The 13976-nt window shown below is 63.3% G+C and carries 8 protein-coding genes and 1 pseudogene; 2 read left to right on the forward strand and 7 right to left on the reverse strand.

Translation table 11 applies throughout. The annotated features are described in order from the left end of the window. Window positions 1-20: 20 nt before the first annotated feature. Window positions 21-1883: a B12-binding domain-containing radical SAM protein gene (locus QM672_RS06150; protein WP_415081300.1), complete on the reverse strand. Its 1863-nt coding sequence runs from the start codon at window positions 1881-1883 to the stop codon at window positions 21-23. 562 nt (window positions 1884-2445) lie between these two features. On the opposite strand from QM672_RS06150, the gene QM672_RS06155 reads away from it, so the two are divergent. Continuing rightward, the gene (locus tag QM672_RS06155) at window positions 2446-3306 is read left to right on the forward strand and encodes a sulfite exporter TauE/SafE family protein (protein WP_415081302.1); all 861 of its coding nucleotides are present in this window, start codon (window positions 2446-2448) and stop codon (window positions 3304-3306) included. A gap of 76 nt (window positions 3307-3382) precedes the next feature. On the opposite strand, the gene QM672_RS06160 is transcribed toward QM672_RS06155, so the two are convergent. The 3 genes and pseudogenes from QM672_RS06160 to QM672_RS06170 all read right to left on the reverse strand — a co-directional run bounded on the left by QM672_RS06160 (window position 3383) and on the right by QM672_RS06170 (window position 8386). Then, complete coding sequence (locus tag QM672_RS06160) at window positions 3383-4753, reverse strand: sigma-54-dependent transcriptional regulator (protein WP_068297137.1); 1371 nt, start codon at window positions 4751-4753, stop codon at window positions 3383-3385. Window positions 4754-4884: 131 nt separating this feature from the next. Continuing rightward, window positions 4885-7194, reverse strand: a complete 2310-nt coding sequence (locus QM672_RS06165; RefSeq protein ID WP_415081305.1) for an ATP-binding protein — start codon at window positions 7192-7194, stop codon at window positions 4885-4887. 130 nt (window positions 7195-7324) lie between these two features. Further along, a pseudogene (locus QM672_RS06170) lies at window positions 7325-8386 on the reverse strand (DUF2252 family protein). Between the two features lie 157 nt (window positions 8387-8543). On the opposite strand from QM672_RS06170, the gene QM672_RS06175 reads away from it, so the two are divergent. Beyond that, on the forward strand, window positions 8544-10256 hold the full coding sequence (locus tag QM672_RS06175) for a phospholipase D-like domain-containing protein (RefSeq protein WP_367622809.1): 1713 nt from the start codon (window positions 8544-8546) through the stop codon (window positions 10254-10256). A 15-nt stretch (window positions 10257-10271) separates the two neighbouring features. Here the strand turns inward: QM672_RS06175 and ntrC are convergent, their stop codons facing one another. From ntrC to dusB, 3 genes are all read right to left on the reverse strand, one after another. Beyond that, the gene (ntrC, locus tag QM672_RS06180) at window positions 10272-11711 is read right to left on the reverse strand and encodes a nitrogen regulation protein NR(I) (RefSeq protein ID WP_311934802.1); all 1440 of its coding nucleotides are present in this window, start codon (window positions 11709-11711) and stop codon (window positions 10272-10274) included. Window positions 11712-11807: 96 nt separating this feature from the next. Further along, a complete protein-coding gene (locus tag QM672_RS06185; RefSeq protein ID WP_068297124.1) occupies window positions 11808-12923 on the reverse strand; it encodes a two-component system sensor histidine kinase NtrB in 1116 nt (371 codons plus the stop codon). Further along, on the reverse strand, window positions 12920-13960 hold the full coding sequence (gene dusB, locus QM672_RS06190) for a tRNA dihydrouridine synthase DusB (protein ID WP_415081308.1): 1041 nt from the start codon (window positions 13958-13960) through the stop codon (window positions 12920-12922). The genes QM672_RS06185 and dusB overlap by 4 nt, the downstream gene beginning before the upstream one ends. Between the last annotated feature and the right edge of the window lie 16 nt (window positions 13961-13976).

The following is a 13976-nucleotide window of genomic DNA, read 5'->3' on the forward strand; positions in this document are numbered from 1 at the left end:
CCTTCGCAACGGAGGCAGCGCTATGGGCCGACGGCTTCACCACTCAGGCCGGGTTCGGGCTGCAGGCCGTCCTGGAGGCGCGACTTCAGCCGATTTTCCTGGCGCTTCTTGGCATAGGGCGTGCTGCGATCGGCGGTTTCCTGGACCAGCGGGTCCAAGCGTTCATCGACGGCGGCGATGGCCTCGTCGGCATAGGGGAACTCATCCTGGCGCCCCCATGCCCGCCAGGCCTTGGCCACGCTCAGGCGCAGCCGGCCATAGGTATAGGCATAGGCGCCCATCGTGCGCGCAAAGCGCCAAGCATAACGGGCATAGAAGCGCAGCGGGTTTTCGATCGGCAGCCCGTAGCGCCGCTCCCGGCGGTCGATGACGCGCCCGAGGCCGAACTCCGCGAAGGCGACGCCTTCCCGCCGTGGCCCTTCGCGATAGGCAATCAGATTGTAGAGCGTGGTCAGCCGCATGCCATTCTTGAGCTGCACCCGGCGCTTGAACACCCGCTCCATATGCTCGAAATCGTAATAGCGGCGGCTGGCTTCGTGGAAGACGGCATCAAGCTCGGCGTCGCTCATCTTGGGATGATGGGTGACGCGATGATTCAGATCATATTTGTTGAAGTCCGGGTCCATCCATACCCCGGCTTCCTTCATGCGCTTGTGATCCTCGCTGCCGGGCAGAGGCGTCAGAATGTTGAAGTAGAGCACGTCGATGGCGAGTTCCCGCTTGATGAGATCGACGTCGCGCAGGATCGATTCCCGTGTGTCGGCAGGAAAGCCGATGATGTAGCCGCAGCTGATCACCACAGGATGGCGCTTCCACGCCAGCACCATCTCGCGATATTCCTCGATGCGGTTCTGGCGTTTCTTGGCCGCCTCCAGATTGTCGGGATTGATGTTCTCGAGCCCGATGAAGATCAGCCGCACGCCGGCCCGCACCACCTTGTCGATGAAGCCGGGAATACGATGGGCCATGGTGTCGACCTGGATCAGCAGCCGGGCTTCCAGCCCTTCGCGCTCACGCAGCTCGATCAGCCGGTCGCAATAGGCCTCCCAATTGCGGTTGCGAGCAAAATTGTCGTCGGTCACGAAGAACTTGCTCACGCCCTCCGCGGCGTTCAGCCGGAGGATGGCCTCCAACTCGTCCGCCGTGCGGAAGCGGCTCTTGCGCCCCTGGACGTTGATGATGGTGCAGAAGGAGCATTCGAACGGGCAGCCCCGGCCGAGGTCGAAGCTCGACCAATGGGTAAAGGAGCGCCGCACGATCGGTCCTGGCAGCAGCGGCACCGGCACATTCTGCAGGCCGGGCTGGTCCTTCAAATGATTATAGAGTGGCTTCAGGGTGCCGGCCAAGGCATCGCACAGCACGACGTCGAGGCGGTCGGGCTCGGCCTCGCCGGCGAACTGGCTGACACCGAGCTCCCGAGCCAGAGCGAGTTCCTCGGCATCCTCGCCGAGCATGGCGACGCAGCCCGAGACATGGAAACCGCCAATGCAGACCGGCACGCCGGCGGCACGCAGCGGACGCGCAATATCCATCGCCCGCGGATATTGGTTGGTCTGCACACCGACCAGCATGACGATGGCCCGCGCACCCTCGCCCTGATGGCTTGCCAGAATGGCAGGAATGTCCACCCGGGTATTGGTCTCGTCGATGGCGTGCACCCGCGCTTCGACGTCGGGACCGAAGACTTGCCGGGAGATGGCGTCTTCCACCAGGGCCCACACGCAGGCAAGCGAGTTCGACGGAATGGCCGACCTTATCCAGCGGATAGGATAGCCGTCATCGTCATATCGCGTAGCCTTGATCAGCCAGATATCGACATGGCGCGTCTGCCCCCCCGGCTGGACGCCTGGTCTACCTGGCCCTGCAACTGCCTGCCCCTGCATGCCTTGGCCCCAAGGATATTTATACTTTTTGTAGAGACTTCTATTTGGGGAGCAAGATGATTTTTGCTTAATGCCGAGCTAAGCGTCGCATTGCCGGACGCTTTACAGATATGCTGCTTCCCCGAGATCGCCAACACCCGGCACCAAGCACGGATGAATAAGTAGTAAGTCGGCAAATCTCAGCATTCCTGCGAGAATGATTTCCCCCTGACACAGGCAGCTCCCATATCGCGATGTCGGCTCAGGTTGGCGCCATCGCCCGTCGGAGCAGAACAGCCGCATTTCACCGGAACGGCTTATAAACATATAATTTCTATAAATTTTATAGAAAAATATTGACATCCATGAGTTGAGCACAAACCATCGGCCTCAGCCCATTGCCATTGGAGCCTCCATGGCCGCGATGAACCATCACGACGAGTTTGGCGCCGCAAGCCGAGCGCGTGAGCGCTGTCGCTAGAAGGACGAGCGTTCCGGCCTGCATTCTTGACCATTCCAACCGTTTGAGCCCACCATGTCCACTTCCGATATTCCACCCATTGCACTCAGCAGACGACATCGTTTGATACGAATTGCTTTCATTGTCGTCCCACCCCTGGTTGCCGCGACTATCGCGGCAGGGCTTTGGTACGCCCCCATCGACTGGAACGCCGCGCCTGCCGAAATCGGTTCTGGATTGATTTCACGCGGCTTCTGGACGGCCGTTGCCGTCGGGCTGCTGGCCCAGATCGTCGATGGCGCTCTCGGCATGGCCTATGGCGTGACCTCCACGACCTTCCTGCTCTCCACGGGCGTGCCGCCGGCCGCGGCTTCGGCCTCGGTTCACATCGCCGAGATCTTCACCACCGGCTTTTCCGGCCTCTCGCATTGGAAACTGGGCAATGTGAACGGCAAGCTGTTTGCGCGCCTGCTCATTCCCGGCGTCATCGGCGCGGTGATCGGAGCCTATCTCGTCACCGCCATCGATGGCGATCTGCTGAAACCGTGGATATCGGCCTATCTGCTGCTGTTGGGCCTCTACATCGTCAGCAAGGCCTTCCGGGCCATCCATGTCCGCACCGAACCGCCGACTTTCGTCGCCCCGCTTGCCGTCACAGGCGGTTTCGTCGATGCCGTCGGCGGTGGTGGCTGGGGACCGGTGGTCACCACCTCGCTGCTGGGCACCGGTCACGACCCGCGCACGACGATCGGTTCCGTCAACGCCGCCGAGTTCTTCCTCGCCATCGCCAGCGGCTTCTCCTTCGCACTGCTTGGCGGCTTCACGCACTGGACGACGATCGCCGGCCTGATCTTCGGCGGATTGTTTGCCGCGCCCTTCGCAGCCCTGCTGGTCAAGAAACTGCCGACGCGCGTTTTGCTCATCATCGTCGGCGTGTTGATCACCTCGCTCAGCGCCTGGAATCTCTGGAAGACCCTGGCATAGGCTGAGGGCTGCCGTCGTCACCCGGCCGCCGAATTCATCGGCAGCCGCGTGACGTGAACCGGCGATCCATGCCCGTCTACGCCCCCACGCCAAGCGATTTGAGTTTGCGATGCAAGGCCGAACGCTCCATGCCGACGAACTCGGCGGTGCGGGAAATGTTGCCGCCGAAACGATTGATCTGTGCGATCAGATATTCGCGCTCGAACAATTCGCGGGCATCGCGCAATTGCAGGCCCATCAACTGCTCGCCCCCCTGCCCGTTCGGGCGCGTCGGCATCAGCGCACCGATCTCCGGCGGCAGCATTTCGGCGGTGATGGTCGCATCGGCATCGCCCCCCACCAGGATCATCAGCCGCTCGATATTGTTGCGCAGCTGGCGGACATTGCCGGGCCATTCATGCGACTGCAGCACCGCCATGGCATCGGGGCCGACCACGCGGCGCGGCAAACCAGTCGCCTGCGCGATCTGGCCCTGGAAATAGTCGACGAGTTCCGGGATATCCTCGCGGCGCTCGGACAGGCCGGGCACGCGGATCGGCACCACAGAGAGGCGGTGCAGCAGATCCTCGCGGAAGCGGCCGTCGGCCACTTCCTCGGTCAGGTCACGCGAGGTCGAGGTGATGATGCGCACGTCGACATGTACCTTGGTGGCACCACCGACGCGGGAGAAATTCTGGTCGATCAGCACCCGCAGGATCTTGCCCTGCGTTTCGCGCGGCAAATCCGCGACCTCGTCGAAAAACAGCGTTCCGCCATGGGCCTCCTCGAAAGCACCGACCTTGCGGGCGCGGCCATCGCCGCCTTCGACGCCGAACAATTCGGTTTCCATGGTTTCCGGCAGGATCGAGGCCGAATTGAGCACCACGAAAGGTCCTTCGGCCCGCTGCGAGGCCTGGTGGATGGTGCGCGCAGCCAATTCCTTGCCCGATCCGGGCGGCCCCGCAATCAGGATGCGGCTGTTGGTCGGCGCCGTCTTCTCGATCACCTGCCGGAGCTGGTTCATGGCCGAGGAACGCCCGATCATCTTGGAGGCGCTGCCCGAGATCTGACGCAACTGGTTGACCTCGCGGCGCAGGCGCGACGTTTCCAAGGAGCGTTCGGCCACCAGCACCAGCCTGTCCGCCTTGAACGGCTTCTCGATGAAGTCATAGGCGCCGATCTTGATGGCGGCCACGGCGGTTTCGATATTGCCATGGCCCGAAATCATCACCACCGGAACGTCGGGATGCTCGGCCTTCAGGACCTCCAGGAGCTGGAGCCCGTCGAGGCGCGATCCCTGCATCCAGATATCGAGAAAGATGAGATGCGGCCGGCGCTGGGCGACGGTCGCCAAGGCATCGTCTGCGTCCTTTGCCGTTCGCGTGCCGTGACCTTCGTCCTCGAGGATGCCGGCAACAAGCTCTCGGATATCGGCCTCATCGTCAACGATCAGAATGTCGGTCGCCATCGTCTAGTTCCTGCTTGCATGAGGTGAATTCAGCGCCACCGCCCTGCACAAGGCCGGGTGTGCCGCTCGCAAATGCCTTGCGATCGCGCTGGAAGAATGGGCCTTCGCCCTGATGAAATCGGATGTCGCCATCATTGCGCGGCCTCGTTGCTGGCCGGCGCCTCCGCCGGAAACCACAGGCGCATCATGGCGCCATGGCCACCGTTGGCCACATCAGGCGCGTCGAGCAGTTCGATGCCGCCACCATGCTCCTCCATGATCTTGCCGACGATGGCCAGGCCGAGGCCGGTGCCCTTCTCGCGCGTGGTGACATAGGGTTCCAGCAGCTTCTGGCGATTTTCCTTGGGCAGGCCGATGCCGTTGTCGATAACCTCCACGGCGATATCGGTTCCCTTGCGCAGCGCGCGCACCTCGACGGTGCCCGGTCCCGGCCTGTCCTCGGGACGGCCAGCGATCGCCTCGGTGGCATTCTTGACGATATTGGTGACCGCCTGGGAGAGCAGGCGCCGATCGAAACGGGCGATGATGGGTTCGGGTGGCGGCTGATAGGTGAAGGTAATGTCGGGGTAGCCGATGCGCATCATGAACACGACCTGCTTCACCATCTCGCCGAAATCCTCGCTCTCGATCGAGGGTTTGGGCATGCGGGCGAAGGAGGAGAACTCGTCGACCATGCGCTTGATGTCGTCGACCTGGCGCACGATGGTGTCGGTGCACTGGTCGAAGACCTCGCGGTCCTCGACGATGACCTTGCCATATTTGCGCCGGATGCGTTCAGCCGAAAGCTGGATCGGCGTCAGCGGATTCTTGATCTCATGGGCGATGCGGCGGGCGACATCCGCCCAGGCGGAACTGCGCTGCGCCACCACGAGTTCGGTGATGTCGTCCAGCGTCACCACATAGCCGTGCTCGCGCATGGTCGACTGCTCGGAGGTGACGCGCACGGTGAGATTGCGCTCGCGCCCGTCGCGATTGATGGTGATCTGACCCTGCACCAACCGCGAACGCGTGCCGAGCGCATCGGCGAGATAGGTCGACAATTCCGGCATCACCTCGGCCAGGGGCCGGCCGACGGGGGACTGGCGCGATTTTATCCAGGTGCTGGCGAGCGGGTTGACCACCGTGATCTTGCCTTCGTCGTCGATGCCGATCACGCCGGTCGAAACGCCGGAAAGCACCGCCTCGATGAAGCGCCGGCGGCTGTCGAGCAGGTCGTTGGCTCCGAGCAGGTCGTTGCGCTGGGTGCGCAGCGTGTCCGTCATGTTGTTGAAGGTGTCGCCGAGCTTACCAAGGTCGCCCGAGCGCCGCTCCACCGGTACATGCACGTTGAGATTGCCGCTGCCGACCTGGTCGGCCGCACTGATCAGGCGCCGGATCGGCTCGACCAGGCGATTGGCGAAGGACAAGCCGATCCAGATCGCCGCCAGCAGCATGTTGAGGGCGATGATGGCATAGAGCAGCGCGAAATTGACCTGGGTTGGGAAGCGCGATGCCTTCAGATTCTCGAAGCGCGCCGAATCTTCGCCGGTCTGGCGGATATATTCGGCGATCTTCGGGTCGAAGGGCCGGACGATGAAGAGATAGCGATCGGTATAGGCGGCCAGCTTGATGATCTGGCCCGTGACGTTCTGCGTACCGGGGTCGATGCGCACGGCCGGTTGCTGGTCCGCGGCGGCAAGGGCCGGAAAAAGCTTGGCCGGCAGGAAGAAGGGCAGGCTCCCGGGAACGTAGGACTGGTCGGTCACCTGGCCGTCCCGCGTCAGGATCATGGCGCTGGACAGGCCGTAATTCACGGCGAGCATGTCGAACAGGCGCTGATATTGCGACCTGTCGGCAGCATAGAGCGGTGAATATTTGTTGAGGTCGGCAGCCATCGACAGGCCAGCAAACCGCAATTGCAGGGCCTGCTCGTCCTGATAGGAATTGGCGACGGCAACCGACGTATTGACGATGTTGCTGACGCGTGTCGAAAACAGATTGTCGAGGCCGCGGTCGAGCGAGATGATCGCCACCGTGGCCAGCAGCAATACCGGCACGGCGGAGACGACGGAGAACAACCCGATCACCCGCATATGCAACGCGGCGCCGGCCTGCCCGCGACGCCTTGCGACGATCAGATTGCCGGCCTCGACCGCCAGCAGCACCAGCAATGCCACGATGAAGGAGGCGTTGACGATGAACAGCGCATCGATGGCGTTGCTGTAGGCGATATCGGTGTTGGGCGCCTGGGCGACGCTATCGATGCCCAGATAGAAGCGCAGATCGGAGACCGTGCTCTTGAGCAGCAGTGAAACCGGTTCGACGTCGACAAGCACGAAGAAGGTGCCGATGGCCGAGGCGACCGAAAGAATGACCAGACCGAAACCGAGCAGGCCGAGGCGCCGTGCCGGCATGCTGGCGACGTCTGGCACCGTCTGCTGGGCGTTGTCTGCAACTGCCATTCGAACGCCGTCCTCGCCCCGTTGTCGACCCGGTCAGCCCGGACGATTCCCGGCTGAGTGATTCATGCAACACTGTTGCCGAATTGTAACAGAATCAAGGCGAAATTGACGAAGCCGGCCAATCAACGCGTCAGGCGAATGCCTCCTGCTCGCCGATCATGGCCGCGGCCGCTGCCCTCGCGGCGTTGCAGAGCTAGTCTTTCCTGCGCTTGCGCAAATCCTGCTGCAGCAGCGACAGCCGATCCGGATCATCGGCATGGCAGTTGGCGATTTCCTGCCCCATCAGTGCGAGCATCCGAGGCGACAGGAACGCGTCGATCGCCGTTTTCACTTCCAGCTTGCGGCTGTTGGGAGACAAGCGCCGCACGAGGATGGCATCCTTCACCCCGTAATGTGGGTCCGCTGCCCGGCAGCGCCCGGTCGCGATCGTCTCGGCCAGGATCGCTTTGGCCCCGGGATCGAAGCGCAGGGACCAGGCCGAGATGGTCAACCTCTTGGCCTCGCGCAGCACCGGCCCGCCCCGCCATTCGCCGCAGGCCATGAAGCGCGCCCGGCCGAGACTGCCGGTGCCCGCCCGTCTGGGGAAAAAATGATATGCGCCCTGCGGATCGGGCATCGCGGCCCGCAGCCTCTCCTCGTAGACGGGCTTGATGGATTTTCCCGTCTTGATGTCGAACTTGCTCCAGAACGCCTTGCGCTCCGATTCCGGCAACAGCACTGCCTTGCGCAGCCACTTATGATCACGCTCGAGCACCACCGGAGCGGGAGTGGCCAGCCCGGCGGCATAGCCGGCCGCAACCGCCCGGCAGATCTCCGCTGCCGGTGGGTCGCCACTGGCCCGCGCCAGCAACGCACTGGCGGCAAGCCGCACGAGGTCGAGCACATAGGGCATGAAAGCGGCATCGTCGAAATCGTTGGCGCCCCAGATCAGGCGCCCTTCGCTATCGCGCCAGGTGCCGAAATTCTCCAGATGGGTGTCGCCGATTGCCAGAACTTCCGGCGCGTCGGCGAGCTCCGGGCAGATCTCCAGGATCGTCTCGGCCCAACGCCAATAGGTCGCACGCAGAAAGGCGAAGGCGCTGCCACGCATCTTGCGGTGTTTTTCTTCCAGGTCCGCCTCGACGAAATCGGCTCCGATCTCATCCCTCAGCCAGTTTTCATAGGCTCGCACCGAGGCCCTGATTGCGTTCATGCCTGCATCCCATATCCGGGTAGCCGAATGTAGGGAGCAGCGGAGCCGAACGATAGCGGATTTGTCGCGTTCCCGATGTCACGCAACGGTCGAACGCCCATGCTCTATTTTATCCGCACGGGTTCCACGATCGACGCATGAAGCGGGAGAAGCAAGCATGCGAGCGGAAACAACGAATGGTGATTTTGCGCTTCGGGCCATCGCAGGCAGCCATGTGGTACTGCTGGCGCTCGACGCCACTGCCGAGGCCCGCCGGGGGCTGCTCGGCTTTGCCATCAAGCGCACCGATGTCACCGAAGATCAGTCCTATTGGCTGAGCGGCACCAAGCTGTTCCGAGATGTGGTTCCCGAACCGCGTCCGGGGCAGAAATACTCCACGCTCGAACATCCGATCCAGAGCTTCTTGTGGAGCGACTACACAGCCAAGCCCGGTCGTCCCTATGGCTTCCTGATCCGGCCCGTCTACGGCACGCCCAAGAACCTACGCTATGGCAACGATGTCGAGATCAAGGTCACGACCGAGAGCGAGGATAGCGGCAAGCATGCCGTCTACTTCAATCGTGGTGCCATCGCGAGCCAGGCCTTCGCCGAGAAATTCGGCAACCAGGGTCCGGCCGATCCCGATGACAGCCATGATCGTACCACTCAATGGCTCTCGCGCGGTCTGCTCGAGGCCATTCTCGATTTCATCGCCGATGCCCGTCCGGGAGAAAGCCTGCGCATCGCAGCCTATGAATTCAGCTATCCGCCAGTGCTGAAAGCCCTGGCTGCGGCGCATGAGCGCAAGGTCGATGTCGCCATCGTCTATGAGGCCGGCCAGGAAACCGTGAAGGGCGAACGCCGGGATACTGAGGCCACCAAGGCCAACGCCGCAGCCATCAAGGCTGCCGGCTTGCCCAAGACGATCCTGCTGCCGCGCACCCGCCGTAACGACATTCCGCACAACAAGTTCATCCTGCGCCTGTCGGACGATCCGGCCCGCGTCGCCCTATGGACCGGTTCGACCAACTTCACAGCCTCCGGTTTTCTAGGGCAGAGCAATGTCGGCCATCTCGTGCGGGATGAGGCGCTTGCCGCCCATTATCTCTCCTATTGGGAAAAGCTTGCTGACGACACCGAATGGAAACCGCTGCGTCAATGGGTTGGCGCCGAAAACGCCGCGCCCCAAGGCGAGGTTCCGCCAGGCACGATCACCCCGCTGTTCAGCCCGCGCCCGGATGACAGCCTGCTCGCCTGGTATGCCGACCGCATCCGCGCAGCGCGGCAAACCGTGATGTTCACGGCCGCCTTCGGCGTCAATGCCACCCTGGCCAAGGCCTTTACCGAGGACGTCGACTTCCTGCGCTACATCCTGCTCGAGAAGCCGCTCGACACCAAGGCGGAGAAATTGTTGGGCAGCGACCCGGACCTGCAGATCGCCAATGGTGCCGCCCTCGGCAAGATGACGCTACGCGCCAAGGTTCCCGGCTGGAAACTCGACAGGTGGTTCCTGGAGGAAGGCCATTACCGCTATGAAGGTAATGTCTTCTACATCCACACCAAGATCCTGCTGGTCGACCCGCTGTCGGACGATCCTCTGGTCATCAGCGGTTCAGCGAACTTTTCCAGGAACTCCCTCGTCAACAATGACGAGAACATGCTGCTCATCCGCGGGGAGACGCGCGTCGCCGACATCTACATGACGGAGTTCGACCGCATCTTCCGGCACTTCTACTTCCGCAATGTCGCCAACCAGCTCGCACTCAAGGGGAGCGAGGGAACACAGGCCATCTTCCTCGACCCGACCGACGGATGGGTCGGCGAGAATTTCGATCCCGATCGCATGAAGTCCAAGCGACGCAAGCTTTTCTTCCCGCAATCGCCGAATTGATCCCCGCACCGCGCCTCAGCGGATGGCGCGGATGACCTGGATATCGAGGTCGCGGATCTTCTTGCGCAATGTGTTTCTGTTGACGCCGAGAAGTTCGGCCGCCTTGATCTGGTTGCCGCGCGTCGCCGCGAGCGCCGCGCCGATCAGCGGTTCCTCGATGTCGCGCAGAACCCGGTGATAGAGACCGGGAGGCGGCAGGTCGTCGCCGAACTTGCTGAAATAACGCGTCATATGGCGCTCGACCGAGGCCGACAGGGTTTCGTCGACCGAGCTCTCCGCCTCCAGCGGCATAGTCTCGGAGGTCGCCAATTCCTGCTCGATGATCGCGGCCGTCAGTGTCTCCTGCGGGTAGAGAGCACAAAGCCGGCGCACCAGATTTTCGAGCTCGCGCACATTGCCCGGCCAGCGATGGCGCTTGAGGCGCTCGACGGCTGAAGAATCCAGATGCTTGGCCGGCAAGCCCTCCCGCTCGACCATCTTGAAGAAATGGCGGGCGAGATCCGGCACGTCCTCCGCCCGCTCTCGCAGCGGCGGCAGGCGCAGCGGCACGACATTGAGACGGAAGAACAGATCTTCGCGGAACAGGCCCTGCTGGATCAGGATGCGCAGGTCCTTGTTGGTGGCGGCGACGATGCGCACATCGGTCTTGATCGGCGTGCGCCCCCCCACCGTGGTGTATTCGCCCTGCTGCAGGACGCGCAGCAGGCGCGTCTGTGCCTCCATCGGCATGTCGCCGATCTCGTCGAGGAACAGCGTACCGCCCTCGGCCTGCTCAAACCGCCCGACGGAACGGGCATTGGCGCCGGTGAACGCCCCCTTCTCATGGCCGAACAATTCGGATTCGATCAGGTCGCGCGGGATCGCCGCCATGTTGATGGCAACGAAGGCGCCGCTGCGGCGCTTGCCATAGTCATGCAGGGCCCGGGCTACCAGCTCCTTGCCCGTGCCGGACTCACCGGAGATCATCACGGTCAGGTCCGTCTGCATCAGGCGAGCGAGGACGCGATAGATCTCCTGCATCGCGGCCGAACGGCCGACCAGCGGCATGCTCTCGGCTTCCTCACCCGAGCGCGGCGCCGGCTTGCCGCGAGGCTCGCTGAGAGCACGGCCGACGATGGCGATCAGCTCCTTCAGGTCGAAAGGCTTGGGCAGGTAGTCATAGGCCCCCTTCTCGGAGGCCCGGATCGCCGTCATCAGCGTGTTCTGGGCGCTCATCACCACGACGGGCAGTTCCGGCCGCACCTTCTTGATGCGCGGCAGCATGTCGAAGGCGTTCTCGTCCGGCATCACCACGTCGGTGATGACCAGATCCCCCTCGCCCTGGCTGACCCAGCGCCACAGCGTGGTGGCGTTCCCGGTCGAGCGCACCTCATAGCCGGCGCGGGACAGGGCCTGATTGAGCACCGTCCGGATGGCGGCGTCGTCATCGGCGACGAGAATACTGCCTGCCTGCATACTCGGTTTTCCTATGCGCTAAAGCGTTTTGCGATTTGAGCGTTTCAGTTCAAATCGCAAAGACGCGTCGAACCAAAGAGAAAGAACAACAAGCGTTCACGGCTGAAGGCGCTTTGCTTCGGAGTCGGAACGATACATGGGGAGAAGGATGCGAAAGACCGTGCGCTTGTTCTGGCTTTCGCATTCGACGATGCCCCCGTGATCGCCGACGATCTTGGCGACGAGGGCCAGTCCCAGCCCGGTACCGCTGGTCTTGGTGGTGACGAAGGGATCGAACAGATAGGGTAGGAGATCGGGCGCCACGCCCGGCCCGCTATCCTTGATGCACACTTCGATGGGCAGGCTGACCCGCGAGGACGATCCCGGCACCGAAAGGCGCACGCCCGGCTTGAAGCCGGTGGTCATGGTGATCTCGCCATCCGCCTCGCCATCGATGGCCTCGGCGGCGTTCTTGACGAGGTTGAGCACGACCTGGACGAGCTGGTCTTTGTTGGCATGAACCGGCGGCAGCGAGGGATCATAGTCCTCGATGAACTTGATCTTGCGGGCAAAGCCGGACTGGGCCAGCTTCTTCACATGCTCGAGCACGACATGGATGTTGACCGGGCTGCGCGCCACCGGCCGCTCATCCGAGAACACCTCCATGCGGTCGACCAGCTTTACGATGCGGTCGGCCTCTTCGCAGATCAGCTGCGTCAGCTCGCGGTCGGCGTCCTCGACCGACTGCTCCAGAAGCTGGGCCGCACCGCGGATGCCGGAGAGCGGGTTCTTGATCTCATGAGCCAGCATGGCCGCCAACGCCGTCACCGAACGGGCAGCGCCCCGATGGGTGAGCTGGCGGTCCATCTTGTCGGCGATGGTGCGTTCCTGCAGCATGATCACCACGCCGCCGGACTGGTCCTGCATCGGCGCGACCTGAATGTCGACATGCCGCTCCCCTCCGAGCCGGGGCGAGCCGAGATCGACGCGATATTCGTTCACGGGCGCGTTGCGCTCGCGGACCTGGTCGATCAGGGCCAGCAGCGGCGAGCCGAAAGGCAGGAGATCCTTGATCAGATTGCGCCGCATCATCGGCGCGCTGACATCGAAGAAGGCCTCGGCAGCCATATTGGCGTCGAGCACCCTGCCCTGTGCATCCACCGAAAGAATGGCGTGCGGCAAGGCATTCAGGACAGCTTCGTGGTTGGGCATATGGCGCGGCAAGGCTGTCATGCGGCCACCCGGTCGAGGCTGGCGAAATAGGCGGTGAAGGCTGCCGCCACCTCGCCGGGCTTGTCGCCCGTCAGAACCGACTGGCGCAGTTCGGCATTGCCGCCACCGAAATAATCCTGAGCCGCCTCCATGGCGGAAGCCAGATGCTTGCGGGCATGGCGGATCCCATGCGCGGGCCCGTAGAGATCGAGCAGGCCGTGATAGTGCTCCAGCGTGAGGTCGCGCTGCACCGGCGCCTCGGGCACGGGCAGAGCCTCGCCGGCTGCAAGCTCGCGGGCTATATGCCCCGGCAGCCATGGCCGTCCCTGCGCAGCCCGCCCAACCATCACGGCATCGCAGCCCGATTGCTGCAGCATGGCCAGGGCATCGCTGAGGCCCCGGCAATCGCCGTTGGCGACAACGGGAATGCCAACGGCCTGCTTGACGGCCTGGATAGCCCGCCAATCAGCCGTGCCCTTGTAGAATTGCATGCGGGTGCGCCCATGCACGGTGATCATGCCAGCACCCGCCTGCTCGGCCCGGCGGGCGAGTTCCGGTGCATTGAGGCTGGCCTGGTCCCAGCCCAGACGCATCTTCACCGTCACCGGGACCTTCACAGCCGATACCGTCGCCTCGATCAAGGTGAGCGCATGATCGAGATCGCGCATCAGGGCCGAACCGGACCAACCGCCAGTAACGCGCTTGGCTGGGCACCCCATATTGATGTCGATGACATCGGCGCCGGCATCGACTGCCACGCGCGCCGCTTCGCCCATCCAGCGCGCCTCGCAGCCGGCAAGCTGCACGACATGCGGCCCACCGCCGGGCGCCTCGGCCCGCAAACGCGCCTCTTCGTCACCGGTGGCGAGACGATCGCTCGCCACCATCTCGGAAATCACCAGACCTGCGCCCTGGCGCTGCGCAATACCGCGCAGCACGGCGTCGGTCACGCCGGACATCGGCGCCAGGACCACCGGATTTGCCAACTCGACCGTCCCGATCCGCAGCCGTCTTGGCGGCGCAGATTCGATCGTGGCCGTGATTTCCTTGCCTACCATGAATGCAGGGCTCCTC

Source organism: Labrys sp. (in: a-proteobacteria) (genome assembly GCF_047605565.1).
In the GTDB taxonomy this organism is placed as follows: Bacteria; Pseudomonadota; Alphaproteobacteria; order Rhizobiales; family Labraceae; genus Labrys; species Labrys neptuniae.